At 68.2% G+C, this 23446-nt stretch carries 24 protein-coding genes; 11 read left to right on the top strand and 13 right to left on the bottom strand.

Annotated elements, in window-relative coordinates; translation table 11 throughout:
- Window positions 1-54: 54 nt before the first annotated feature.
- The 5 genes from BYZ73_RS04285 to BYZ73_RS04265 all read left to right on the top strand — a co-directional run bounded on the left by BYZ73_RS04285 (window position 55) and on the right by BYZ73_RS04265 (window position 5666).
- A complete protein-coding gene (locus tag BYZ73_RS04285) occupies window positions 55-1245 on the top strand; it encodes a phosphoglycerate kinase (protein WP_108026065.1) in 1191 nt (396 codons plus the stop codon).
- Window positions 1246-1410: 165 nt separating this feature from the next.
- Entirely contained in the window at window positions 1411-1713 is a 303-nt protein-coding gene (locus tag BYZ73_RS04280) for an FtsB family cell division protein (protein ID WP_108026063.1), read from the top strand.
- A 201-nt stretch (window positions 1714-1914) separates the two neighbouring features.
- Entirely contained in the window at window positions 1915-2925 is a 1011-nt protein-coding gene (pdhA, locus tag BYZ73_RS04275; RefSeq protein WP_112315029.1) for a pyruvate dehydrogenase (acetyl-transferring) E1 component subunit alpha, read from the top strand.
- 16 nt (window positions 2926-2941) lie between these two features.
- On the top strand, window positions 2942-4333 hold the full coding sequence (locus tag BYZ73_RS04270) for a pyruvate dehydrogenase complex E1 component subunit beta (protein ID WP_112315028.1): 1392 nt from the start codon (window positions 2942-2944) through the stop codon (window positions 4331-4333).
- Window positions 4334-4343: 10 nt separating this feature from the next.
- On the top strand, window positions 4344-5666 hold the full coding sequence (locus tag BYZ73_RS04265) for a pyruvate dehydrogenase complex dihydrolipoamide acetyltransferase (protein ID WP_112315027.1): 1323 nt from the start codon (window positions 4344-4346) through the stop codon (window positions 5664-5666).
- 43 nt (window positions 5667-5709) lie between these two features.
- On the opposite strand, the gene BYZ73_RS04260 is transcribed toward BYZ73_RS04265, so the two are convergent.
- The 7 genes from BYZ73_RS04260 to argH all read right to left on the bottom strand — a co-directional run bounded on the left by BYZ73_RS04260 (window position 5710) and on the right by argH (window position 12822).
- Entirely contained in the window at window positions 5710-6732 is a 1023-nt protein-coding gene (locus BYZ73_RS04260) for an endonuclease/exonuclease/phosphatase family protein (RefSeq protein ID WP_112315026.1), read from the bottom strand.
- A 69-nt stretch (window positions 6733-6801) separates the two neighbouring features.
- On the bottom strand, window positions 6802-9318 hold the full coding sequence (locus BYZ73_RS04255; RefSeq protein ID WP_112315025.1) for a TIGR02302 family protein: 2517 nt from the start codon (window positions 9316-9318) through the stop codon (window positions 6802-6804).
- 37 nt (window positions 9319-9355) lie between these two features.
- Window positions 9356-10621 carry a diaminopimelate decarboxylase gene (gene lysA / locus BYZ73_RS04250; RefSeq protein WP_112315024.1) on the bottom strand — a complete coding sequence of 422 codons (1266 nt, stop codon included), beginning with the start codon at window positions 10619-10621 and terminating at the stop codon, window positions 9356-9358.
- A gap of 18 nt (window positions 10622-10639) precedes the next feature.
- The gene (locus BYZ73_RS04245) at window positions 10640-10963 is read right to left on the bottom strand and encodes a DUF2834 domain-containing protein (RefSeq protein WP_112315023.1); all 324 of its coding nucleotides are present in this window, start codon (window positions 10961-10963) and stop codon (window positions 10640-10642) included.
- The gene (locus tag BYZ73_RS04240) at window positions 10960-11139 is read right to left on the bottom strand and encodes an argininosuccinate lyase (RefSeq protein ID WP_245943048.1); all 180 of its coding nucleotides are present in this window, start codon (window positions 11137-11139) and stop codon (window positions 10960-10962) included. Before BYZ73_RS04240 ends, BYZ73_RS04245 begins: the two co-directional genes overlap by 4 nt.
- Window positions 11129-11422: a hypothetical protein gene (locus tag BYZ73_RS04235; protein ID WP_112315021.1), complete on the bottom strand. Its 294-nt coding sequence runs from the start codon at window positions 11420-11422 to the stop codon at window positions 11129-11131. Before BYZ73_RS04235 ends, BYZ73_RS04240 begins: the two co-directional genes overlap by 11 nt.
- Complete coding sequence (gene argH / locus BYZ73_RS04230) at window positions 11419-12822, bottom strand: argininosuccinate lyase (protein ID WP_245943047.1); 1404 nt, start codon at window positions 12820-12822, stop codon at window positions 11419-11421. Before argH ends, BYZ73_RS04235 begins: the two co-directional genes overlap by 4 nt.
- Window positions 12823-12847: 25 nt before the next feature.
- Between argH and BYZ73_RS04225 the strand changes: the two genes are divergently transcribed.
- The gene (locus BYZ73_RS04225) at window positions 12848-13405 is read left to right on the top strand and encodes a TlpA family protein disulfide reductase (RefSeq protein ID WP_245943046.1); all 558 of its coding nucleotides are present in this window, start codon (window positions 12848-12850) and stop codon (window positions 13403-13405) included.
- Between the two features lie 4 nt (window positions 13406-13409).
- Here the strand turns inward: BYZ73_RS04225 and BYZ73_RS04220 are convergent, their stop codons facing one another.
- Window positions 13410-13979: a DNA-3-methyladenine glycosylase I gene (locus BYZ73_RS04220; RefSeq protein ID WP_112315018.1), complete on the bottom strand. Its 570-nt coding sequence runs from the start codon at window positions 13977-13979 to the stop codon at window positions 13410-13412.
- A gap of 131 nt (window positions 13980-14110) precedes the next feature.
- Between BYZ73_RS04220 and BYZ73_RS04215 the strand changes: the two genes are divergently transcribed.
- The 4 genes from BYZ73_RS04215 (at window position 14111) to yddG (ending at window position 18431) form a co-directional block, all read left to right on the top strand.
- A complete protein-coding gene (locus BYZ73_RS04215; protein WP_108026039.1) occupies window positions 14111-14962 on the top strand; it encodes an EAL domain-containing protein in 852 nt (283 codons plus the stop codon).
- A gap of 386 nt (window positions 14963-15348) precedes the next feature.
- The gene (locus BYZ73_RS04210; protein ID WP_112315017.1) at window positions 15349-16524 is read left to right on the top strand and encodes an acetyl-CoA C-acetyltransferase; all 1176 of its coding nucleotides are present in this window, start codon (window positions 15349-15351) and stop codon (window positions 16522-16524) included.
- 95 nt (window positions 16525-16619) lie between these two features.
- Window positions 16620-17342, top strand: coding sequence for an acetoacetyl-CoA reductase (gene phbB / locus BYZ73_RS04205; RefSeq protein WP_112315016.1), 723 nt, complete (start codon window positions 16620-16622; stop codon window positions 17340-17342).
- 210 nt (window positions 17343-17552) lie between these two features.
- Window positions 17553-18431, top strand: coding sequence for an aromatic amino acid exporter YddG (yddG, locus tag BYZ73_RS04200; protein WP_112315160.1), 879 nt, complete (start codon window positions 17553-17555; stop codon window positions 18429-18431).
- Here yddG and BYZ73_RS04195 read toward each other — a convergent pair.
- The 3 genes from BYZ73_RS04195 to BYZ73_RS04185 form a co-directional block, all read right to left on the bottom strand.
- On the bottom strand, window positions 18422-18589 hold the full coding sequence (locus tag BYZ73_RS04195) for a YdcH family protein (RefSeq protein ID WP_075785329.1): 168 nt from the start codon (window positions 18587-18589) through the stop codon (window positions 18422-18424). The two genes, yddG and BYZ73_RS04195, sit on opposite strands and share 10 nt — an antisense overlap.
- Before the next feature lie 104 nt (window positions 18590-18693).
- Window positions 18694-19446, bottom strand: a complete 753-nt coding sequence (locus BYZ73_RS04190) for a tRNA1(Val) (adenine(37)-N6)-methyltransferase (protein ID WP_112315015.1) — start codon at window positions 19444-19446, stop codon at window positions 18694-18696.
- Between the two features lie 4 nt (window positions 19447-19450).
- Entirely contained in the window at window positions 19451-19672 is a 222-nt protein-coding gene (locus BYZ73_RS04185) for a putative signal transducing protein (protein WP_112315014.1), read from the bottom strand.
- A gap of 54 nt (window positions 19673-19726) precedes the next feature.
- Here BYZ73_RS04185 and BYZ73_RS04180 point away from each other — a divergent pair, with 54 nt between their 5' ends.
- On the top strand, window positions 19727-20728 hold the full coding sequence (locus BYZ73_RS04180; RefSeq protein WP_108026030.1) for a polyprenyl synthetase family protein: 1002 nt from the start codon (window positions 19727-19729) through the stop codon (window positions 20726-20728).
- Window positions 20729-20889: 161 nt separating this feature from the next.
- Here the strand turns inward: BYZ73_RS04180 and BYZ73_RS04175 are convergent, their stop codons facing one another.
- Window positions 20890-21729 (bottom strand): 4-(cytidine 5'-diphospho)-2-C-methyl-D-erythritol kinase, encoded by an 840-nt coding sequence (locus BYZ73_RS04175; RefSeq protein WP_112315013.1) that lies wholly within the window; start codon window positions 21727-21729, stop codon window positions 20890-20892.
- Window positions 21719-23428, bottom strand: a complete 1710-nt coding sequence (locus BYZ73_RS04170) for a tetratricopeptide repeat protein (RefSeq protein ID WP_245943045.1) — start codon at window positions 23426-23428, stop codon at window positions 21719-21721. Before BYZ73_RS04170 ends, BYZ73_RS04175 begins: the two co-directional genes overlap by 11 nt.
- Between the last annotated feature and the right edge of the window lie 18 nt (window positions 23429-23446).

Below are 23446 nucleotides of genomic sequence, written 5' to 3'. Positions count from 1 at the left end.
TTCCGGCACTTCGGGCGAATTAACGCCAACGTGAGCCCTTCGGGAGGACGACGCATGCCCTGGAAGACCCTCGACGACATGGACCTTGCCGGCAAGGTGGTCCTGGTCCGGGTGGACATCAACGTACCGGTCGAGGATGGCCGGGTGACCGACGCGACGCGGATCGAGCGGATCAAGCCGACCGTCGAGGACATCCTGAAGGCGGGCGGCAAGCCCGTGCTGCTGGCCCATTTCGGCCGGCCCAAAGGCAAGGTCGTGCCCGAGATGAGCCTCAAGATCACCCTGCCCGCGCTGGAAGAGGCGTTCGGCCGCGGCGTGATCTTCGCCGATGACTGCATCGGGCTGCCCGCCAAGCAGGCCGTCGCCGCGCTGAGCGAGGGCGATATCCTGCTGCTGGAAAACACCCGGTTCCACGAGGGCGAGGAAAAGAACGACCCGGCGCTGGCTGCCGCGATGGCCGCCCTTGGCGACATCTATGTGAACGACGCCTTCTCGGCCGCGCACCGGGCGCATGCCTCGACCGAAGGCATCGCCAAGCTGCTGCCCTCCTGCGCGGGACGGCTGATGGAGGCCGAGTTGACCGCGCTGGAAGGCGCGCTGGGCAACCCGGCGCGGCCGCTCGTCGCCGTGGTGGGCGGGGCCAAGGTCTCGACCAAGCTCGACCTGCTGGGCAATCTCGTCGGAAAGGTCGACTTTCTTGTGATCGGCGGCGGCATGGCCAACACCTTCCTTGCTGCCCAGGGCATCAATGTCGGCAAGTCGCTTTGCGAGCATGACATGGCCGGCACCGCACGCGACATCAAGGACAAGGCCGATGCCGCGGGCTGTCGGATCGTGCTGCCGGTCGATGTGGTGGTGGCGCGCGAATTCCGCGCGGGCGCGGTGAACGAGACGGTTCCGGCCGATGCCTGCCCGGCGGATGCGATGATCCTGGATGCCGGGCCGCAGTCGGTCGAGCAGATCGAAGAGGTCTTCGCCAAGTGCAAGACGCTGATCTGGAACGGCCCGCTCGGCGCCTTCGAGATCGACCCGTTCGATGCCGCCACCAACGCGGCGGCGGCCAAGGCGGCCGAGTTGACCGAAGCCGGACTGCTGGTGTCGGTCGCGGGTGGTGGCGACACGGTCGCGGCGCTGAACGGCGCGGGCGCGGCCGAGAAGTTCAGCTATATCTCGACCGCGGGTGGCGCCTTCCTCGAATGGATGGAAGGCAAGACCCTGCCGGGCGTCGCCGCGCTTGAGGATTGACCTGCGGGCGCAGGGCCGCCCCGTTTGATCGACAGCCTTGAACGGCGGCCCGCCCGGGCCGCCGTCATTGTGATGGGCGGCGCCGACTTTTCGTTTCACAAGCCGATTCGCTTGCCCTAGACTGCGGCGGACCGCGCCTGTCGCGCGGCAAGCAGGGGCAGGGTCATGACCGCGGCGCGTCTGCGCCCCGCCTGGGGGGCGCTCGTCTATATCGGGATCAGTTTCTCGCTGGCGATGTATTTCACCTTCGCCGCGGTGCAGGGCGATTATGGCCTGTTCCGCCGGATCCAGATCGAGGCCGATGCCGCCGCACTCGAAGCCCAGAAGGCCGCGCTCGAGGCCGAACTCGACTCCGTCTCGAACAAGACCCGGCGGCTGTCGGATGGCTATCTCGACCTCGACCTTCTCGACGAACGCGCCCGCAGCGTCCTGGGCCTGATCCGCGCCGACGAAATCGTCGTGCGCTGAGCGGCCGCGCGCCTTATCCCCGCCCGCTTACTCCGGCCTTTTGGTCTGGCCTGTTGTTCCGGCCTTTTCCTCGGGCCTTCACCTCGGGCCGAAACCGGCCCGCCCGCCGGGCGCGGGCAAAAAGCCCTCGCAATCTTGGAACCGCTCTGATATATTTTCGTTTAACGTTAAACCATTTCTGCGCATGGGAGGCGCCGCCCGATGGCCACGCGAAAACCGCCCGCAAAACCGAACACCTCCAAGGAAGAACTGCTGACCTTTTACCGCGAGATGCTGCTGATCCGGCGCTTCGAGGAGAAGGCCGGCCAGCTTTACGGCATGGGGCTGATCGGCGGGTTCTGCCACCTTTACATCGGCCAGGAAGCGGTCGTCGTCGGGCTTGAGGCCGCGGCAGAAGAGGGCGACAAGCGCGTCACCTCGTACCGCGACCACGGCCACATGCTGGCCTGCGGCATGGACCCCAAGGGAGTGATGGCCGAACTGACCGGGCGCGAGGGCGGCTATTCCAAGGGCAAGGGCGGCTCGATGCACATGTTCTCGAAGGAGCGCCACTTCTATGGCGGCCACGGGATCGTCGGCGCCCAGGTGCCGATCGGCGCGGGGCTGGCCTTCTCGGACAAGTACAAGGACAATGGCCGCGTCACCTTCACCTATTTCGGCGACGGCGCCGCCAACCAGGGTCAGGTCGCCGAAACCTACAACATGGCCCAACTCTGGTCGCTGCCGGTGATCTTCGTGATCGAGAACAACCAGTACGCGATGGGCACCTCGGTCAAGCGCTCGACCATGAGCCCCGATTTCTGGGAACGCGGCGCCTCCTACGGCATCGCGGGCGAGGCGGTCGACGGGATGGACGTGCTGGCGGTCAAGGCCGCGGGCGAAAAGGCCGTCGCCCACTGCCGGGCGGGCAAGGGGCCCTATATCCTGGAAATCATGACCTACCGCTATCGCGGCCACTCGATGTCGGACCCGGCCAAGTACCGCTCGCGCGAGGAGGTGCAGAAGATCCGTGAGGAACGCGACGCCATCGAGCATGTGCGCGAGCTGATCCTGCAGGGCAAGCACGCGACCGAGGACGAGCTGAAAGAGATCGACAAGGAGATCAAGGCCGTCGTGAACGAGGCTGCCGAGTTCGCCAAGGAAAGCCCCGAGCCGGCGCTCGACGAGCTTTACACCGACATCTACGCCGACACGGCGCCGCAGAACGCCTGAGCGAGGAGAGACAGACATGGCAACGGAAATCCTGATGCCCGCGCTTTCCCCGACGATGGAGGAAGGGACCCTGGCGAAATGGCTGGTCAAGGAAGGCGACACCGTCTCGGCGGGCGACATCCTGGCCGAGATCGAGACCGACAAGGCGACGATGGAATTCGAGGCCGTCGATGAGGGCGTGCTCGGGAAGATCCTGATCGAGGCGGGCACCGAAGGCGTGAAGGTCAACACCCCCATCGCCGTGCTGGTCGAAGAAGGCGAAGATGCCGACGCCGCCGTCAAGGCGGCGCAGGAGGCCGCACCCGCGGCCGACGCGGACGGCAAGGCGGCCTCCGGCGGAGGCTCCGCGCCGTCCGCCCCCGCCGCCCCCGCCAAACCGAAACGCCCCGCGCCGGTGGCCGAGCCCGAGATCCCAGAAGGCACGAAGATGAAATCGACCACGGTCCGCGAGGCACTGCGCGATGCCATGGCCGAAGAGATGCGCCGCGACGGCGACGTCTTCCTGATGGGCGAGGAAGTCGCCGAATATCAGGGCGCCTACAAGATCAGCCAGGGCCTGCTCGACGAATTCGGCGCGAAGCGCGTGATCGACACCCCGATCACCGAACATGGCTTCGCGGGTCTCGGCGTCGGCGCGGCCTTCGGCGGCCTGCGCCCCATCGTCGAGTTCATGACCTTCAACTTCGCCATGCAGGCCGTCGACCAGATCATCAACTCGGCCGCCAAGACGCTCTACATGTCGGGAGGCCAGATGGGCTGCCCCATCGTCTTCCGCGGCCCGAACGGCGCCGCCGCCCGCGTCGCCGCCCAGCACAGCCAGGACTACGCCGCCTGGTACGCCCATATCCCCGGCCTCAAGGTGGTCCAGCCCTATTCGGCCGCCGATGCCAAGGGCCTGCTGAAAACCGCGATCCGCGACCCGAACCCGGTGATCTTCCTCGAGAACGAGATCCTCTATGGCCGCAGCTTCGAGGTCCCGGTGCTGGACGACTTCACCATCCCCTTCGGCAAGGCCCGGATCTGGCGCGAGGGCAAGGATGTGACGCTGGTCAGCTTCGGCATAGGCATGGCCCATACGCTCGAGGCTGCCGACGCGCTGGCCAAGGAAGGCATCGAGGCCGAGGTGATCGACCTGCGCACATTGCGCCCGCTCGACACCGCGACGGTGATCGAAAGTGTCAAGAAGACCAACCGCTGCGTCACCGTCGAGGAAGGCTTCCCGGTCTGCTCGATCGGCAACCACATCTCGGCCGTGCTGATGCAGGAGGCCTTCGACTGGCTCGACGCGCCGGTGATCAACTGTACCGGCAAGGACGTGCCGATGCCCTATGCGGCGAACCTGGAAAAGCTGGCGCTGGTGACCGCGAAAGAGGTCGTCGAAGCCGCCCGCGCTGTGACCTACCGCTGAGGAGACCGGCATGCCCACGGAAATCCTGATGCCCGCCCTTTCTCCGACCATGGAGGAAGGCACGCTCGCGAAATGGCTGGTCAAGGAAGGCGACACCGTGTCGTCCGGAGACCTCATCGCCGAGATCGAGACCGACAAGGCCACGATGGAATTCGAGGCCGTCGATGACGGCCGGATCGGCAAGTTGCTGGTCGCGGCCGGAACCGAGGGCGTGAAGGTCAACACGCCCATCGCCGTGCTGCTGGAAGAGGGCGAAAGCGAAGACGACATCGACGACAGCGCGGCCCCGTCGAAACCGGCCCCGGAGGCTGCGCCCGCAGCCGACGCGGGCGGCAAGGCGGCCCCCGACGGGGGTCCCGCGCCGGCCGCCGCCCCGCCCGCGCCCAGCGCCACCGATGGCCAACGGATCTTCGCCTCGCCGCTCGCGCGCCGGATCGCGACCGAAAAGGGTCTCGACCTGACCGCCATACAGGGCTCGGGCCCGCGCGGGCGTATCGTCAAGGCCGATGTCGAGGCCGCGACCGCCCCCGCCGCAAAACCCGCAAAGGCCGAGGCTCCCCAGACCGCCGCCGCCCCACAGGCCGCCGCCGCCCAGCCCGCCGGGCTATCGCCGGACGCGGTCGCGCGGATGTACGACGGGCGTGCCTACGAGGTCGTCACCCTCGATGGCATGCGCAAGACCATCGCCGCCCGCCTGACCGAGGCCAAGCAGACCATCCCGCACTTCTACCTGCGCCGCGACATCCGGCTCGACGCGCTGCTCGAGTTCCGCGGCACGCTCAATGCCCAGCTCGGCGCCCGGGGCGTCAAGCTTTCGGTCAACGACTTCATCATCAAGGCCTGCGCGCTGGCGCTCCAGCAGGTGCCCAAGGCCAATGCGGTCTGGGCGGGCGACCGCATCCTGCAGCTCAAGCCTTCCGATGTGGCGGTCGCCGTCGCCATCGAGGGCGGGCTCTTCACCCCCGTCCTGAAGGATGCCGAGACCAAGTCGCTCAGCCAGCTGTCGAAAGAGATGAAGGACCTGGCCACCCGCGCCCGCGACCGCAAGCTCGCGCCGCAGGAATATCAGGGCGGCAGCTTCGCGATCTCGAATCTCGGGATGTTCGGGATCGACAATTTCGACGCGGTGATCAACCCGCCCCATGGCGCGATCCTCGCGGTCGGCGCGGGTGTGAAGAAACCGGTCGTGAACGATGCCGGAGAGATCGAGGTCGCGACGGTCATGTCGGTCACGCTCAGCGTCGATCATCGGGTGATCGACGGGGCGCTTGGCGCCGAGTTGCTGCAGGCGATCCGGGACAATCTGGAAAACCCGCTGGCCATGCTGGCCTGACCGCGAGCCCCTGCGGGCTCGCCGATCCTGCAGGGGCCGGGCTCTATCCCGTCAGCGGCTTGCCCAGTTCAACCCAGATCGGGCGGTGATCGCTCGGCCTCTGGGGCCGCGCGGCCCCCGATCCGTCCAGTTCCGCGTCATAGGCGTCATGGGCGATCCCGGCCGCCCGCACCCAGGGCGCAAGCCCGGGCGAGATCGCGAAATGATCCAGCAGCAGCGGCCGGTCGGGCACCTCGTCGACGAAATCGTCGAACCGCGCGGTGAACAGGGCCGCGGGCGGCACATGGGCCAGCAGCGGATGGCGGAAGATCAGCTCGGGCGTGAAGGTGGACCCCAGCACGATATCGGCCACGTTATGGGTCAGGTAGCTCCGCTCGAAGAAATCGGTCCCCGGCCCGTCATTCCAGTCGCCGGTGACCACGATCCGCGCGGCCGGGTCCGCCGCGACCAGCGTGTCGAGATAGGCGCGCAGCCGAAACCCCTCGGCCGAAATACGCCGCCGCGCCAGCAGGGCCGCCACCACGAATTCCTGCCGCCGCACCGGATCGCGCCAGAGCGCCTCGCCGCCATGAACGTATTTCGACTTGGTATGCAGCACCACGACCCGCACCGGCGCGCCGCCCACCGGGTCGATGTCGACCACCAGCGGCAGCCGGGAGAAATCATAGCCCTCCAGCAGCATGTCGCCATTCACGTCTGCCGCCCAGGGCTCGGTCAGCGCCAAGGTCGCCGCATCGGTCGCCCGCTCGACCGCGCGCACCAGCCCGTCCCGGCGGCGCAGCACGTATAGCTTCTGCGCGCCCCCGTCGGAACCGATCAGCGCCTCATAGCGCGGCCCGTCGGCATCCGACAGAAACGCGTCGAGAAACAGCGCCATCTCGGCCTCGGCGCTGGGGCCTTCCTGCAGACACAGAAGATCTGGCGCCAGCGCGTCGATCACCGCGGCGGCCTTGCGTGCACAGGTCCGCGCCTCGTCCGCCGACAGCTCGTTCGAGCCCCAGCGCGGCCGGGCATTGCCCGAAAACCACTTGTTCATCCATTCGAGATTCCAGTCGACGATCTTCATGCGCGCCTCCCCTGCGGCCGATGCCCCAAGGAAAGCCTAGCACAGCCGCGCAACTTGCGGGTGACGCGATCAGAACCGGTCGAGCAGGCGCCGCAGGTAGTCGAGTTCAAGATCGGGGCGGTTCTGTTCGCCCGACCGGCGGCGGATCTCGTCCAGCAGGTCGCGGGCGCGGCGATAGACATCGTCGCCCTGCAGCATGCTGTCCTCGGTGCCGACCTGCCCGGTCGAGCCCGGCGCGCGGCCCAGCGGGTCGCGGCGTTCGCCGCCTGCATCGGCCCGGCCCATGCCCTGACCGTCCTCGCCGCCCTCCTGCCGGTTCTGGGCCAGCGCGTCGCCGAGGTTGCGCATGCCCTCGCGGAGCGCCTCCATCGCCTCGGCCTGATCGTCCAGCGCCCCGGCCAGATCGTTGTCGCGCAGCGCCCGCTCGGCCTCGTCCATCGCCCGCCCGGCCCGGTCCAGCGCCTCGCGCGTGGCCTCGCTTTCGGGCGAGGCGCCCAGCCCGGGCAGGTTCTGCTGCTGGCGGTCCAGTTCGCGGCGCAGCGCGTCCTGACGGTCGGCGAGGCTTTGCTGACCGTCCTGGCCCTGGCCCGGCATGCCCTCACCCTGCCCCTGCTGGCCCTCGCCCTGCTGGCCCTGCTGGCCGCCGGGGTTGAACTGGTCCTGCAGGTCGCGGAAGGCATCGTCGGACAGGCCCTGCTGATCGCGTAGGGTTTCGGCCAGCCCCTCCATCGCCTGCTGGCCCGGAGACGACCCGCCCGGCCCTTGCGTGACCTGCATGTTCTCCATCATCTGCTGAAGCATCTGCAAAAGCTGCTGGGCCTCGTCCATCCGGCCCTCTTCCATCAGCTGCTGCAACCGGTCCAGCATCTGCTGCAGCTGATCGCCGGTGATTTCCTGCGTCTCGCCGTTCTGGGCCTGCTCCTGGCCGTCCTGCTGCTGTTGCTGGGCCAGCTGGCGCATGTAGTCCTGCATCGCCTCGCGCAACTCGTCCATCAGCTGGGCGATTTCGGCATCGCTGGCACCGTTCTTCATCGCCTCGGCCAGCCGCTCCTGCGCCCGGCGCAGCCGTTCGGCGGCATCCGACAGGTCGCCGTCCTCGATCAGCACGGCGATGTCCCAAAGCGCCTTGGCCAGTTCGGTCTGGGTCTCGGCGGTCAGCGCGGCGGCCGAGGCCTCGAGCCGCCGGATCGCCACGCGAAGCTGCAGATAGGCGCTTTCGTTGCGGAAGATCTCGTCGGGCCGGTAGCTGACCGCGCGCAGGATCTGCGCGACCTCAGGGGCGTTCGCCCGCGCCCAGAGCAGCGCCTGGCGTTGTTCGATCACCGCGCGCGCCAGCGGGTCGAAGAAGCGCCGCCCTGGCAGCACCATCGCAGCGGGGGCCGACACGCCCCGCTGGCCCAGCGCATCTTCCGCGGCCAGCTCGATCCGGACCGGGAGCCCGGCCCAGGGGTGTTCGGACAGGTTCTCGACCAGGGTTTCGGTGAATTGCTGCCGGTCGCCGGAAATCGGCATCGGCAGGTCCAGCACCAGCGGCTCGCGCGGGTCGGGATCGACGGCCAGCCCGTAGCGGCGGTCGACCGCCGCAAGATCGAGCGTGATCGTCGCCTCGCCCCGGGTCACGCCGTAATCGTCGCTGGCCGAGAAGGGTTGCTTCATCTCGCCATCGGCCGAAACATCGAGCGCACCGGTCAGCCGGATTTCCGGACGAATGTCGGGGCTCAGCACGATCTGCCAGGCGCGGCCGCCGGGGCCCTCGATCTCGACGCGGCCGTCCTTCACCACCTCGAAGCTTTGCGCCATGGCGTCGGTGCCCTCGGGCGGCGGCGCCTCGGCCCCCTCCTCGCGGCCCGAGACGGTCTCGGTCACGCCAAGCGCGCCCACCGCACCGTAAAGCCTTAGGGTGATCCGGCTGCCCTGGGGCACGGCCAATGCGTCTTCGGCGATGTCATTGAGATAAAGGCTGGGCTTGCCGGTATAGGCGGGCGGTTCGATCCATCCTTCCCAGGTGGGTCCGGCGGCCAGCGCCGGGCCGCCCTGCCCCAGATCGGTGACGCTGGCCACGCGCAGGAAGGACCCGAAGACCAGCGCCACGGTAAAGGCGATCAACGCCACATGGCGCAGCCCGTAGGGGTCGCGCGACGAAAGCCGCAGATCGGGGGGAACCGCGCGCGCGCGTTGCACCCGGGCCGCCATGCGCGCGATATGGGCGCGCCAGACCGCCTCGGAGGCCGGATCACCCGCGCCGATGGCCTGACTGTCAGAGAGCGCCGCGATGGGCCGGCCCGGCAGCGTCCGGTCGAGCCGGTCGAGCGCCTCGGCCCGGCTTGGCCGGTGAAAGCCGCGGACCCCGTAGACGAGCGTCGCCAGAAGCGCGGCCAGAAGCGCGCCCCCCAGCCCCAGCGCGGCCCCGCGGGTCAGCAGGTCGTGAAGCCCGAAGGCAAGGGCCGCGGCGATCAGCAGAAGAAGGCTAGCCAGCGGCCAGAAGGCCCGGCACAGGCGCTCGGCCAAAAGGCCCGCCCAGGTCAGGCGCAGCGGCCAGCGCAGGTGGGTGAGGGCGTCGTCGGGGATCGGCGTGCTCTCGGTCATGCTCCCATCCGGCGGCGGACCCGGGCGGGGTGCCGGGTCACAACCATTCCGGGATGGTATCGCGGTTTATGATCTCGTCAAAGGACGGCCTCTGGCGAATGACGGCGAAGTGATCCCCGCTGACCAGCACCTCGGGCACCAGCGGGCGGGTGTTGTATTCCGACGCCATCACCGCGCCGTAGGCCCCAGCCGAGCGGAACGCGACCAGATCGCCCTCGACCAGCGGCGGCAGATCGCGCGCCTTGGCGAAGGTGTCGCCGGTTTCGCAGACCGGGCCCACGACGTCATGGGGGGCATAGTCGGTTCCGGCGGCGGGCTCGGTCAGCGGCACGATGTCGTGATAGGCGCCATACATCGAGGGCCGGACCAGATCGTTCATCGCCGCATCGAGAATGAGGAAGGTCCGCCCCTCGCCCTCTTTCACATAGATCACCCGGCTGACCAGCACGCCCGCATTCCCGGCGATGAGCCGCCCGGGCTCGATCTCGATCTCGACCTCCAGATCGCCCAGCACGCGCTTGACCATGGCGCCATATTCGACCGGCAGCGGCGGCGCGGCGTTCGAGCGTTCGTAGGGAATGCCAAGCCCCCCGCCCAGATCGAGACGGCGGATGTCGTGGCCCTCGGCGCGCAGGACCTTTGTCAGCTCGGCCACCTTGCCATAGGCCTGCTCGAAGGGCTCGAGCTGGGTCAACTGGCTGCCGATATGCACGTCGATCCCCATCACCTGAAGCCCCGGCATCGCGGCGGCGCGGGCATAGACGTCCTTCGCGCGGGCGATCGGGATGCCGAACTTGTTCTCGGACTTGCCGGTCGCGATCTTCTCATGGGTTTTCGCATCGACATCGGGGTTCACCCGGACGGCGATGGGCGCGACCCGCCCCATGGACCGCGCGACCTCGTCAAGCGCCGCCATCTCGGGTTCGGATTCGACGTTGAACTGGCGGATGCCGCCTTCCAGCGCCAGCCGCATTTCCTCGCGGGTCTTGCCGACGCCGGAAAAGACGATCCTGTCGCCCGGCACGCCCGCCGCGCGCGCCTTGCGGTATTCGCCGCCCGACACGACGTCGATCCCCGCGCCGAGATCGCCCATCAGCTTGAGCACCGCGAGGTTCGAATTGGCCTTCATCGCGTAGCAGACCAGATGGTCGGTGCCCGCCAGCGCCTCGTCGAACAGCCGGAAATGCCGGGTCAGCGTGGCCACGGAATAGCAGTAGAAGGGCGTGCCGACCGTTGCCGCGATGTCGGCCAGCGACACGTCCTCGGCATGGAGCACACCGCTCCGATACAGGAAATGGTCCATTCGGGTCTCCGGGAGGGCTCAGGCGGCTTTCGAGGGACGCGAGCGCAGGAAGATGTAAAGCGGCAGCCCGCAGGACAGGCCGATGCCGAAGGTCAGCGGGATGCAAACGAGCCCCAGCGCATCGCGGCGCCGGGCGCTGTCGATCAGGATCCACAGCGTCAGCGCGATGGCGCTGATCGTCAGGTCCCAGGTCAGGCCGGTGGCGCTGTCATTGACATACCAGGCGTCGATCATGCCGCCCCAGTCCCAGTCATTGGCGAGGATCCAGCGCATGAAATAGAACATCGGGTGGATCGAGCCCCAGATCGCCAGCCCGAGGAAGAGATAGCGCAGGTATTTCATGGCCGGTTGCCTCCGACGACGCCCATTTCCGCGGTGCCGCTGACCGAAAAGCCGGTCCCGGCTTCGGATTTGGGCGGCTCGGGCGGGCCGTCGAGGCCGCAGCCCGCAAGCGTCAGGGCCAGCACCGCCGCCAGGGCCGCACTGCGCCCCGGCCGAAACATCCGATCAGAAGCCAATTCCCACTCCTCCCGTCCCAAGGATCAGCCGCACCGGGGCGCCGCGCGGGCGCAGCCCGACCGAGGCGCCATCGGTGCCCACCGTAACAGCCGTGCTGCCGGTGTCCACGACCCGGGCCGAGGCGCGGGCCCCATTCGGCCCCGCGCCGACCGCGACCCGGCCCGCCGACACCCCGCCACTGACATCGCCCGCATTCGAGACCGCGACCCCGCCATGCGGCCGGGCGCAGCCCGCCAGCGCCAGAAGCGCAAGGCCCGCCGCGAGGGTCGCGCCGCGTCTCATCCCAGCCGTTCCGTCCAGCGGGCGATCTGGGCGCGGACCTGTTCGGGTGCTGTGCCGCCATAACTCATCCGGCTCGCCACCGAATTATGCACGCCCAGCACCCCGAACACGTCCTCGCGGATGCCCTCATGCACCGACTGCATCTCGGCAAGGCTCAGATCCGGCAGATCGCAGCCCTTCTTCTCGGCCATCGCGACAAGCGTGCCGGTGACGTGATGGGCCTCGCGGAACGGCAGGCCCAGTTCGCGCACCAGCCAGTCGGCCAGATCGGTCGCGGTCGAAAAGCCGCTGGCGGCGGCCGCTTCCAGCGCCGGGCGGTTCGCGGTCATGTCGCGGACCATGCCCTCCATCGCGGCCAAAGCCAGCATCAAGCTGTCGGCCGCGTCGAAGACCTGTTCCTTGTCCTCCTGCATGTCCTTGGAATAGGCCAAGGGCAGACCCTTCATCACCGTCATCAGCGCGACATTCGCGCCGAAGATCCGGCCGATCTTGGCCCGGATCAGCTCGGCCGCGTCGGGGTTCTTCTTCTGCGGCATGATCGAGGAGCCGGTCGAGAACCGGTCCGACAATGCAACGAAACGGAACTGCGCCGAGGACCAGATCACCAGTTCTTCGGCGAAGCGCGACAGGTGCATTGCGCAGATCGAGGCCGCGCCCAGGAATTCCAGCGCGAAGTCGCGGTCGCTGACCGCATCGAGCGAATTGGCCATCGGCCGGTCGAAGCCCAGCGCCTGTGCGGTCATGTGCCGGTCGATCGGGAAAGAGGTGCCCGCCAGCGCCGCGGCCCCCAGCGGGCTTTCGTTCATCCGCGCGCGCGCATCGCCGAATCGCGACAGGTCGCGGGCGAACATCTCGACATAGGCCATCATGTGATGGCCCCAGGTCACCGGCTGGGCCGTCTGCAGATGGGTGAAGCCCGGCATCACCCAGTCCGCGCCCGCCTCGGCCTGCGCCAGCAGCGCCCGGATCAGCGCCCGAAGCCCGTCCATGGCGGCGTCGATCTGGTCGCGCACCCACAGCCGGAAATCGGTCGCCACCTGGTCGTTCCGGGACCGCGCGGTGTGCAGCCGCCCCGCCGGCTCGCCGATGATCTCTTTCAGCCGGGCCTCGACATTCATGTGAATGTCCTCGAGCGCGGTCGAGAACGCAAAGGACCCGGCCTCGATCTCTGACAAGACCGTGAGCAGGCCTTCCCGGATCGCCTCGGCATCCTTAACCGTGAGGATGCCGGTTTCCGCCAGCATGGCGGCATGGGCGCGCGAGCCTGCGATATCCTGCGGGGCAAGGCGCTTGTCGAACGAGATCGAGGCGTTTATCGCCTCCATGATCGCGTCCGGCCCGGCGGCGAAACGCCCGCCCCACATGGCGTTGGAACGGGTCTGGGTCTGGTCTTTGGTCATCGGCTGGCCCCCTTCGGAGGGAAACATGGTCTTAAGGTCGCTCGTCCTCTACATCGCCCTCGGGCTCTGTGCAAACGCGGCTCCTGCCGCCGACATCGCCACGCTCGAGGCGATGCGCGAGGGCACCATGAAGAAAATGGTGTTCCACGCCGAACCGCAAGCGGTGCCCGATGCGGTGCTGCTGGACGAGACCGATGCCGAACGCAGCCTCGGCGAGTATCGCGGCCGCTGGGTGGTGCTGAACTTCTGGGGCACCTGGTGCCCGCCCTGCCTGGCCGAGATGCCGACGCTCGAGGCGCTGGCCACGACGGCGGACAGCGACCGGCTTGCCGTGGTCACCGTGGCCACCGGGCGCAACCCGCCCCAGGCCATCGACCGGTGGTTTTCCGAGAAGCAGATCGCGCATCTGCCGAAATGGCGCGACCAGTCCTCCTGGCTGGCGCGCTCGATGGGCATCCTGGCCTTGCCGGTGACGGTGATCCTCGACCCCGAGGGCCGCGAGATCGGCCGCCTGATGGGCGAGGCCGACTGGAACAGCCCCGAGGCCCGGGCGCTTCTGGACAGCCTGGCCGAAGGGTCCTGATCGCTCACCCCAGCGCCGCCACCTCGGCATGGCGCGGGCAGGTCAGGACATGGTCGTTGACCATGCCCACCGCCTGCATGAACGCATAGGTGATGGTCGGCCCGCAGAACTTGAAGCCGTCCGCCTTCAGCGCCTTTGACATCGCCTGCGACCGCGGCGTCTGGGCCGGGACCTCGGCCATGCTGGCAAAGTCGTTCTGCAGCGGCGCACCGTCGACGAACCGCCACAGATAGTCCGAAAACCCCTCGCGCGCCTCGATCTCGCACCAGGCGCGGGCATTGCCGATGGTGGCCTCGATCTTGCCGCGATGCCGCACGATCCCCGGATCGGCCAGCAGCCGGGCGACCTCGGCCTCGCCCCAGCCCGCGATGACCTCGGGATCGAAGCCCGCAAAGGCAGCCCGGAACCCCTCGCGCTTGCGCAGAATCGTCAGCCAGGACAGCCCGGCCTGGAACCCGTCGAGGATCAGCTTTTCGAACAGTGCGCGCGAGTCGCGCTCGGGCACACCCCACTCCGTGTCATGATACGTCACGTAAATTGGCTCACTTCCACACCAACCGCACCTTTCCGCCATAGAATTTTCCTTTTCATGCCGAGAGTTGCCCAAAACTTCCCGGATTTCCTAAATTTGGAACCAAAAGCGAACCTTCACCTGACCTTAACCGTTCTCGCGCCATGAGAACAGGGAGCGAAGCGGAGGTCAGAATGCCGGACGGCAGCTATGAAAAAGGCGGCGCCGCGCCCCGAGGATCGGACAGTCCGCTGTCCGCGGCCGTCGCGGAACGGGACCGGAACGTCATCGCGATGGTGCAGGACGCGCTGGACCGGCGCGATGTGGTGCTGGCCTTTCAGCCCGTCGTCCAAAGCATGGAAAACGGCAGGATCGCCTTCTACGAAGGTCTGATCCGCGTCATCGACCGCAGCGGCCGGACCATTCCGGCGGGCGACTTCATCGAGACGGTGGAAACCACCGAACTCGGCCGGATGCTGGATTGCACCGCACTTGAACTGGGGCTGGCCGCGCTGGCCGATTGCCCCGACCTGCGACTTGCGATCAACATGTCCGCCCGCTCGATCGGCTATCCGCGCTGGACGCGCACCCTCAACCGCGCGATCGAGGATGACGCCACCCTGGCCGAACGGCTGATCCTGGAAATCACCGAAAGCTCGGCCATGGTGATGCCCGACCTCGTCACCGTCTTCATGCGCGACCTGCAGGCCAAGGGCATCGCCTTCGCGCTGGACGATTTCGGCGCGGGCTATACCGCGATCCGCTATCTGCGCGATTTCTACTTCGACATCCTCAAGATCGACGGCCAGTTCATTCGCGGCATCGCCGACGACCCGGACAATCAGGTGCTGACCTCGGCGCTGATCGCCATCGCCCAGCATTTCGACATGTTCACCGTGGCCGAGAATGTCGAAACCGCGCGCGATGCCGCCTGGCTTGCCTCGGCGGGAATCGACTGCATGCAGGGCTATGCCTTCGGCGCCCCGACCATCGTTCCGCCCTGGCGCAGCGGCACCGGCGACCCCGGCGAACGCCGCAGCGCCTGACCGCCCGGGCAGATCCCTCGCCCGCCGCTCCGCGACCGGGGAACGCCGCCAACGATCAGGCCGACCGGCCCGCCCCTCGGGGGACGCACGCGGCGCATGGCCCGACAGCGCCGACCTTGTCCGGGCCAGCCGCTGCCGCCTCTGGCCAATCCACCCTCCTCGCTGACCCCTGCCCTGCGCGGCACCCCGGAACCGATTCCAGCGCCGGTTTTCCGCAATCCGCCCCCTTGACGCCTGCTGCCCCTCCGGCAGGGCCGATGCTGCGGCGCGGCGCCGCGCGAGTTCCCGCGTGAACGCGTGAGGCGAGCCGCTGGCGGGGGGTGCAATTCTGCGCGTGCATCCCCTATAGTCGCCCCGTCAGGCACCCAGGGGAGAAGGACCTACCCATGACCAATGTCGTCATCGTTTCTGCCGCCCGTACCGCGGTCGGCAGCTTCAACGGCGCGTTCGCTACCGTTCCGGCCCACGAGCTCGGCAAGACGATGCTCGAAGCGCTCGTCGCGCGGGCCGGCATCGAAAAATCGGAGGTTTCCGAGACGATTCTCGGCCAGGTGCTGACCGCGGGTCAGGGCCAGAACCCGGCCCGTCAGGCCCATGTCAATGCCGGCTTCCCGGTCGAGGCGGCGGCCTGGTCGATCAACCAGGTCTGCGGCTCGGGCCTGCGCTCGGTGGCGCTGGCCGCGCAGCACATCCTGCTGGGCGATGCCGCCATCGTCGCCGCCGGCGGGCAGGAGAACATGACGCTCAGCCCCCACGTCGCGCATCTGCGCGCGGGCCACAAGATGGGCGACGTCAAGTTCATCGATTCGATGATCAAGGACGGGCTGTGGGACGCCTTCAACGGCTATCACATGGGCCAGACCGCCGAGAACGTGGCCGAACAATGGCAGATCAGCCGCGACATGCAGGACGAATTCGCCCTGGCCAGCCAGAACAAGGCCGAGGCCGCGCAGAAGGACGGCAAGTTCGCGGACGAGATCGTGCCGGTCACGGTCAAGGGCCGCAAGGGTGACACCATCGTCGAGGCCGACGAGTACATCCGCTACGGCGCCACGCTCGAGTCGATGCAGAAGCTGCGCCCGGCCTTCGCCAAGGACGGCTCGGTCACCGCGGGCAATGCCAGCGGCATCAACGACGGCGCCGCGGGCGTGCTCCTGATGTCGGCTGACGAGGCCGAGAAGCGCGGGCTGGAACCGCTGGCACGGATCGCCTCCTATGCGACCGCCGGTCTCGATCCCTCGATCATGGGCACCGGCCCGATCCCGGCCTCGCGCAAGGCACTGGAGAAAGCCGGCTGGAAGGTCGAGGATCTCGACCTGGTCGAGGCCAACGAGGCCTTCGCCGCCCAGGCCTGCGCTGTCAACAAGGACATGGGCTGGGACCCGGCCATCGTCAACGTGAACGGCGGTGCCATCGCCATCGGCCACCCGATCGGCGCCTCGGGCGCGCGGATCCTCAACACCCTGCTCTTCGAAATGAAGCGCCGGGACGCCAAGAAGGGCCTTGCGACCCTCTGCATTGGCGGCGGCATGGGCGTCGCCATGTGCCTGGAACGCGCCTGATCGCGGCGAAATGACAAGGGGCGCGCAACATTCTTGCGCGCCCTTCATTCATTTCGTAACAGGATTACAAGAACAAAACCCCATCTGGAGGAATCATGGCACGAGTTGCATTGGTCACGGGCGGCACGCGCGGGATCGGCGAGGCGATCAGCAAGGCTCTCAAGGCCGCGGGCTATACCGTGGCGGCCACCTATGGCGGCAATGACGAGGCGGCGAAGAAATTCACCGACGAGACCGGCATCGCCACCTACAAATGGTCGGTGGCCGATTACGCGGCCTCGAAGGAAGGGCTGGCAAAGGTCGAGGCCGATCTGGGGCCGATCGACGTGGTGGTCGCCAATGCCGGCATCACCCGCGACGCGCCCTTCCACAAGATGACACCCGAACAATGGCAGGAGGTGATCGACACCAACCTGACCGGCGTCTTCAACACCGTGCATCCGGTCTGGCCCGGCATGCGCGAACGCAAGTTCGGCCGGGTGATCGTGATCAGCTCGATCAACGGGCAGAAGGGGCAGTTCGGTCAGGTGAACTATGCCGCGACCAAGGCGGGCGATCTCGGCATCGTCAAGTCGCTGGCCCAGGAAGGCGCGCGGTTCGGCATCACCGCCAACGCGATCTGCCCGGGCTACATCGCCACCGAAATGGTGATGGCGGTGCCGGAAAAGGTGCGCGAGGCGATCATCTCGCAGATCCCCACCGGCCGCTTGGGCGAGCCCGAGGAAATCGCGCGCTGCGTGGTCTTCCTTGCCTCCGACGATGCGACCTTCGTCAACGGCTCGACGATCTCGGCCAACGGCGCGCAGTTCTTCGTCTGATCCAGTCCGCCCGCGGGCGATCCGGGGCGGCCCTGATGGGCCGCCCCTTTCCGTTTCCGGGTCCGCTGTCGCGGACGCGCTACGCGCCGGGTATTTTTGCCAAGAAGAAACGGACGGCGTCTTCTTCTTGGCAAAAATACCCATGACGCAACGTCGGCCCCCGGCGCAATGCTCTGGCCGGAGCGCGCCGGCGCGGATAAGCCTTCGGTCATGACCCGCACCCGTGCCACTGCTACCGGATTCGTCGCCGTCCTGCTCTGGGCGTTGCTTGCGCTTTTCACCGTCGGCTCGGCCCCGGTGCCGCCGCTTCAACTGAACGCGCTCTGCTTTGCCATCGGGGGAACGCTCGGCCTGATCTGGGTGATCGCGCGGGGCGAGGCGGGCACCCTGCTGCGGATTTCCTGGAAGGTCTATGCCTTCGGCACGGCGGGGCTTTTCGGCTATCACGCGCTTTACTTCTCGGCGCTGCGGCTGGCCCCCGCGGCCGAGGCCGGGCTGATCGCCTATCTCTGGCCGCTCCTGATCGTGCTGATGTCGGGCCTGCTGCCCGGCGAGCGGCTGCGCGCGACCCATGTGCTGGGCGCGCTGGCCGCCTTCGCGGGCGCGGCGCTGATCGTGGCCGAGGGCGCGATCGGCGGGTTCGACGCCGCAGCCCTGCCCGGCTACGGGCTTGCGCTGCTTTGTGCGCTGACCTGGTCAAGCTATTCGGTGCTGTCGCGGCGGCTGGGCACCGTCCCGACCGCCAGCGTCGCCGTGTTCTGCCTGGCCACCGCCGCCCTGTCGCTGCCGCTGCATCTGGCGCTGGAACCGACCGTCTGGCCCGAGAGCGCGCTCGGCTGGAGCAGCGTGCTGGCGCTGGGGCTGGGCCCGGTGGGGCTGGCCTTCTATGTCTGGGATATCGGGGTGAAGAAGGGAGACATCCAGCTTCTGGGAGTGGCGAGCTATGCCGCGCCCCTGCTGTCTACCCTGGTCCTGGTCGGCGCCGGGGTTGCGGTCCCGACGCCCACCCTGTTCGCGGCGGCGATCCTCATCACCGGCGGCGCGGCCCTGGCCGCGCGCGCCAGCCGCCGGGCGACCGATCAGGCCTGAGACAGGCGTTCGATCTGTTCCTTGAGCTTCAGCTTCTGTTTCTTGAGTTCTGCCACCTGAAGAGTGTCCGAGGCGGGGGTCTGCTGGGCCCGTTCGACCTGGTCAGAGAGAGCCTTGTGTTTCTTGCGCAGTTCTTGCAGATGCGAACTCAGATTCATGGCCGGTGCTCCTCTCTAGCTGTCATGAAACGCTTACAGTCCAGCACGAAATCCGAGTCGTGTCACCTCCTTGAAATAAAAGAGTTCGTGCATAACTGGCGGCGTCAACCGGGCCAGGACAATGCCGCGCCATCCCGCAGAATGGCCGCGACTTCCGGGGTATAACTGTCGCCGTCTTTCAGATGCGCCACGCCCTCATGCAGGGTCAGCGGAGCATGCAGCCGGAACGGTCCCTGCCGCCCCTTCTGCGCGCGCAGAAGGACCAGCTTGGCGGCGCGCCCATCCCTAGGGGAAAGCGGCAGAACCTCTACAGATCCTAGCAGCGGCAGGAGCGCCGCCAGCATGTCGGGCAGCCGCTCGGCGCGCTGGATGGCGGTCAGCCGCCCGCCGGGCCGCAGCCGCCGCGCCGCCGCCGCGAGCCAGTCGGCCAGCGGCGTGGTCTCGCCCATCGCCCTCTCGCGCCCGGGATCGGGGGCGGCGCTGCCGCGGTCGCGCCGGAAATACGGGGGATTCAAGATCGCGTGATCGTAGCTTTGCGCCTTCACCTCGGCCGGAAGGGCAGTCAGATCGGCCTCGACCACCTCCAGCGGCAGGCCGGTCTCGGCGGCGTTTCGCCGGGCGAGCGCGGCATAGGCGGGCTGCAGTTCCACCCCGGTCAGCGCAAGCCCCGGCACCCGCGCCGCAAGGCACAGGCTGGCGACGCCCGCGCCGCAGCCGAGTTCCAGAACGCTTTGGCCCGCCTCTGCGGGCGTCGCGGCCGCCAGCAGCACCGCGTCGATCCCGGCACGGTAGCCCGCGGCCGGCTGCCACAGGCAGAGCCGTCCGCCCAGGATTCCGTCCTGCCGCAGCGCCGTCACCGGATCAGCTTTCGTCGGCCAGCGCGATGCCGTTGTCGCGCAGCACGGCGCGGGCGCGGAACAGGTCGCGGTCGGCCACCATGATCCGGCGCGGCAAAACGCCTAGCGATCCCTCCAGCACGCTCATGTGGACATCCATATGAAAGCAGTCTATCTCCTCGCCCTGAAGAAGCGCCGAGACAAAGGCCACGAGTGTCGGGTCGTTGGTGCGAACGAGTTCTTTCATGACAGCGAATTAAGGGCACAGCCGCCCCGTTGTCGAGCAAGAGACGAGGCCGCCATGGGCTTGGACAACGCCGTTACCAAACCGCACGAACGTCTGGCCGCCGTGCTGTCCGAAGAGATGGCCGCCGTCGACCGTCTGATCCGCGAGCGGATGACCTCGGAATACGCGCCCCGCATCGACGAGGTCGCGGCGCATCTGGTGGGCGCGGGCGGCAAGCGGCTGCGGCCGATGCTGACCATCGCGGCGGCCCGGATGTGCGGCTATGACGGGCCCTATCACATCTATCTGGCCAGCACGGTCGAGTTCATCCATACCGCGACGCTTCTGCATGACGACGTCGTCGACGAAAGCGGCCAGCGCCGCGGCCGTCCGACCGCCAACCTGCTGTGGGACAACAAGTCCTCGGTTCTGGTCGGCGATTATCTTTTCGCCCGCTCGTTCCAGCTGATGGTGGCGCCGGGCAATCTGCAGGTGCTCGACATCCTGTCGAACGCGGCCGCGGTGATCGCCGAGGGCGAGGTGCTGCAGCTGACCGCCGCGCGGGATCTGTCGACCACCGAGGAGATCTATCTGAAGGTCGTGCGCGGCAAGACCGCAGCACTGTTCGCGGCGGCGACCGAGGTCGGCGGCGTGATCGCGGGCATGCCCGAGGAACAGGTCAAGGCGCTGTACACCTATGGCGACGCGCTGGGCGTGGGCTTCCAGATCGTCGACGACCTGCTGGATGTGGCGGGCGACGCGGCCTCGACCGGCAAGAATGTCGGCGACGATTTCCGCGAACGGAAGCTGACGCTGCCGATCATCAAGACCATCGCCGCCGCCGATGCCGAAGAGCGCGCCTTCTGGGCGCGCACCATCGAGAAGGGCGACCAGCGCGAGGGCGATCTGGAGCATGCGCTGGGGCTGATGGCGAAACACGGCGCCATCGAGGCGACCCGGCAGGAGGCGCTGGCCTGGACCGCGCGCGCCAAGGAGGCGCTGAGCCTGCTACCCGAACACGAGATCCGCGACATGCTGTCGGATCTGGCCGATTACGTGGTGGCCCGGATCAGCTGACCGGGCCCGACAGGGCTTGACGATACGGCGCGCGCTGGTCCGGCCCGCGCCGTTTTGCTTTTCGGCGCCCCGTCAGTCTGGATCGCCCCGTCAGTCCGGATCGACAAGCGAGGCGCCCGCCCTGGGGGCGCGCGCCGGGAGCTTTCGCGGGAAACCCGCCGCTACAGCGTATAGGGCGCTCCGGCCTCGACCCACCAGCCGGGCCGGGACTCGCGCAGCAGGATGGCTGCGTGCTCGGCGGCGGCGCGGTCGGGGTAGATCCCGAAGCAGGTCGCACCCGACCCCGACATCCGCGCCAGAAGGCATCCCGGGCTCGCCGCGATCGCCGCCAGCACCTCGCCGATCACCGGCGCCTCGGCCCGGGCGGGCGGCTCCAGATCGTTGCGCTGGCCTGCAAGCCATTCGGCAAGCACGGCGGCCGAGGTCCAGTTGGGCAGGTCGGGCATCGGCGCGTTGTCCTTGCGGACGAGGCCCTTGAAGACGGCGGGCGTTGGCACCTCGACGCCGGGATTGACCAGCATCAGACCGAAATCGGGCAAGGCGGGCGCGGGCAGGATCTCTTCGCCGACCCCACGCATCCGGACCGGCCCCGGCGCCAGACAGACCGGCACATCGGCGCCCAGCGACAGAACCGCCTCGGGCCCGGGCAGATCGCGGCCCCAGAGCGCGGCCAGACCGCGCAGCGCCGCCGCCGCGTCGGAGGACCCGCCGCCGATGCCCGCCGCCGCCGGCAGCCGCTTGTCGAGCCGGATCGCAGCGCCCGGCCCGGGACCAAACAGCGCCGCCGCCTTCAGCACCAGATTGCGCCCGTCCACCGGCACGCCGCCGGCGCGCGGGCCGCTGACCGAAAGGCTGAGGTCTTCGGCCCGCTCCAGCGTCAGCCGGTCGCCGATATCGGCGAAGACCACCAGACTGTCGAGCAGATGATAGCCATCCTCCCGCTGTCCGGTGACATGCAGGGTCAGGTTGATCTTGGCGGGCGCGAAGGCCTCAACCGTCATTGGCAGCCCGAAGCGGCGGCGCGCCCTCGTCCTTCAGGACCTTGTCGAGCCCGACCTCGAGCTTCTTGCGGATGCGCTCGGCCTCCGCCTCATCGGGGCCGAAAGAGAGCGCCCGGTGCCACTGGAACTGCGCCTCGACCTTCCGGCCCACCGCCCAGTAGACATCGCCCAGATGGTCGTTGACGACGGGATCGACCGGCATCAGCGCGGCCGCACGCTCCATATGCGGGACGGCCTCCTGATACCGGCCCAGCTTGTAAAGCCCCCAGCCCAGACTGTCGGTGATATAGCCGTCATCGGGCCGGGCAGCGACCGCGCGCTCGATCATCGACATGGCCTCGTCGAGATTGGTGTTCATCTCGACATAGGAATAGCCCAGATAGTTCAGCACCTGCGGCTGGTCGGGTTCAAGCTCCAGCGCCTTGCGGAAATCGGCCTCGGCCTCGGGCCACTGGTCCAGCCGCTCATGCGAGATGCCCCGGGCGTAATAGACGATCCACTGCCCGCGTGCCGGTTCGTCGAACAACGCGATGGCCGCGTCATAGGCCTTGAGCGCGTCGCCGAAGCGTTCCTGGCTGCGCAGCGCGTCGCCCAGCGTGACATGGACGATGGCCACATCGGGATAGGTCGCCGCCAGACCGCGCAGGGTCTCGATGGCGCCGTCGACATCGCCCGCATGGCGCATCGCCTCGGCGCGCCCCAACTCGGCGGCATAGAAGGCCGGGTCGTCCTTCGGCACGGCGGCATAAGCCTCGGTCGCCAGCTCGTAGCGATCCTGCGCCTCGAGCAGCCCCGCCGACAGCAGGATCGCATCGGCATTCTTCGGTGCAAGGAACTGGGCCAGCCGCGCGTAAAGCAGGGTATAGCCGTCCAGCGCATCGCCGTTCAGCGCGCTGGCGACGGTGAAGAACACCTCGGCCGCGCCCTGGGCCGCGCCGTCGATCACGTCGAAGGGCAGTGCATCGCCCCTGGCCAGACGGGCGCGCAGCGCGGCGACGCCCGGATCGACCTCGGTGCCGAAGGCCGCATCGATCAGCTCGATGGCGTCGTCGTTGCGTTCAAGCTGGCTCAGCACCTCGGCATGGGCCAGAACGCCCCGCCGCGTGGCGCGGAGCGGCCCCTCGGCCTCGCCCGAAAAGATGGTGTCGGCGCCTTCGAAATCGCCGACAGCGGCCAGCGCCAGCGCCTTGTGATACAGCCCGAAGGCCTTGATGCCCGACTGCGCCGAGGCCGCGTCGAAGGCCGCCAGCGCGTCGGTCATGCGGCCCTGCCCGAACTCGGCCCAGGCACGGATCAGCCCGTCGACCAGCGGCGCGGTCTGCCGCCCGGCATCGAGATCGGCGATCACGCGGTCGAACTGCCCCTGCTTCATCTGATCGGCCATCAGCACCAGATTGGCCAGCTGGTCGGGATTGCCCAGCGTCTCGATCCGGTGGGCGATGGGCACCGCCTTCTCGACCTCGCCAAGCCCGACGAGGGCTGTCATGGCGTTTTCCAGTAGCCGCGGGTTCGACGGATCGCTGACCAGCGCCTCGGTGTAATAGGCCGCCGCAGCACGGTAGTCGCTGAGGAAGCTCGCCTGGCGGGCGGCCAGATACGGACCGGACACGCCCAGATCGGCCCGGGCGGGGGCCGCCGTGTTCAGCGCGGCAAGCCCCAGAATGGCCAGGGCGGCAAGGCGCGGCAGCGATTTGGCCAAGAATGCACTCCTGTTCGT

This window comes from Rhodovulum viride (assembly GCF_003265965.1).
GTDB lineage: Bacteria > Pseudomonadota > Alphaproteobacteria > Rhodobacterales > Rhodobacteraceae > Rhodovulum > Rhodovulum kholense.
The sequence above is the reverse complement of the archived record's forward strand: the minus strand, read 5'-3'. Positions and strand labels throughout refer to the sequence as shown.

What these genes read in the sequence shown, in the direction of transcription:
- BYZ73_RS04285 (WP_108026065.1), top strand. Translation starts at nt 55, where the DNA reads ATGCCCTGGAAGACCCTCGACGACATGGACCTTGCCGGCAAGGTGGTC.
- BYZ73_RS04280 (WP_108026063.1), top strand. Translation starts at nt 1,411, where the DNA reads ATGACCGCGGCGCGTCTGCGCCCCGCCTGGGGGGCGCTCGTCTATATC.
- pdhA (WP_112315029.1), top strand. Translation starts at nt 1,915, where the DNA reads ATGGCCACGCGAAAACCGCCCGCAAAACCGAACACCTCCAAGGAAGAA.
- BYZ73_RS04270 (WP_112315028.1), top strand. Translation starts at nt 2,942, where the DNA reads ATGGCAACGGAAATCCTGATGCCCGCGCTTTCCCCGACGATGGAGGAA.
- BYZ73_RS04265 (WP_112315027.1), top strand. Translation starts at nt 4,344, where the DNA reads ATGCCCACGGAAATCCTGATGCCCGCCCTTTCTCCGACCATGGAGGAA.
- BYZ73_RS04260 (WP_112315026.1), bottom strand. Translation starts at nt 6,732, where the DNA reads ATGAAGATCGTCGACTGGAATCTCGAATGGATGAACAAGTGGTTTTCG.
- BYZ73_RS04255 (WP_112315025.1), bottom strand. Translation starts at nt 9,318, where the DNA reads ATGACCGAGAGCACGCCGATCCCCGACGACGCCCTCACCCACCTGCGC.
- lysA (WP_112315024.1), bottom strand. Translation starts at nt 10,621, where the DNA reads ATGGACCATTTCCTGTATCGGAGCGGTGTGCTCCATGCCGAGGACGTG.
- BYZ73_RS04245 (WP_112315023.1), bottom strand. Translation starts at nt 10,963, where the DNA reads ATGAAATACCTGCGCTATCTCTTCCTCGGGCTGGCGATCTGGGGCTCG.
- BYZ73_RS04235 (WP_112315021.1), bottom strand. Translation starts at nt 11,422, where the DNA reads ATGAGACGCGGCGCGACCCTCGCGGCGGGCCTTGCGCTTCTGGCGCTG.
- argH (WP_245943047.1), bottom strand. Translation starts at nt 12,822, where the DNA reads ATGACCAAAGACCAGACCCAGACCCGTTCCAACGCCATGTGGGGCGGG.
- BYZ73_RS04225 (WP_245943046.1), top strand. Translation starts at nt 12,848, where the DNA reads ATGGTCTTAAGGTCGCTCGTCCTCTACATCGCCCTCGGGCTCTGTGCA.
- BYZ73_RS04220 (WP_112315018.1), bottom strand. Translation starts at nt 13,979, where the DNA reads ATGGCGGAAAGGTGCGGTTGGTGTGGAAGTGAGCCAATTTACGTGACG.
- BYZ73_RS04215 (WP_108026039.1), top strand. Translation starts at nt 14,111, where the DNA reads ATGCCGGACGGCAGCTATGAAAAAGGCGGCGCCGCGCCCCGAGGATCG.
- BYZ73_RS04210 (WP_112315017.1), top strand. Translation starts at nt 15,349, where the DNA reads ATGACCAATGTCGTCATCGTTTCTGCCGCCCGTACCGCGGTCGGCAGC.
- phbB (WP_112315016.1), top strand. Translation starts at nt 16,620, where the DNA reads ATGGCACGAGTTGCATTGGTCACGGGCGGCACGCGCGGGATCGGCGAG.
- yddG (WP_112315160.1), top strand. Translation starts at nt 17,553, where the DNA reads ATGACCCGCACCCGTGCCACTGCTACCGGATTCGTCGCCGTCCTGCTC.
- BYZ73_RS04195 (WP_075785329.1), bottom strand. Translation starts at nt 18,589, where the DNA reads ATGAATCTGAGTTCGCATCTGCAAGAACTGCGCAAGAAACACAAGGCT.
- BYZ73_RS04185 (WP_112315014.1), bottom strand. Translation starts at nt 19,672, where the DNA reads ATGAAAGAACTCGTTCGCACCAACGACCCGACACTCGTGGCCTTTGTC.
- BYZ73_RS04180 (WP_108026030.1), top strand. Translation starts at nt 19,727, where the DNA reads ATGGGCTTGGACAACGCCGTTACCAAACCGCACGAACGTCTGGCCGCC.
- BYZ73_RS04175 (WP_112315013.1), bottom strand. Translation starts at nt 21,729, where the DNA reads ATGACGGTTGAGGCCTTCGCGCCCGCCAAGATCAACCTGACCCTGCAT.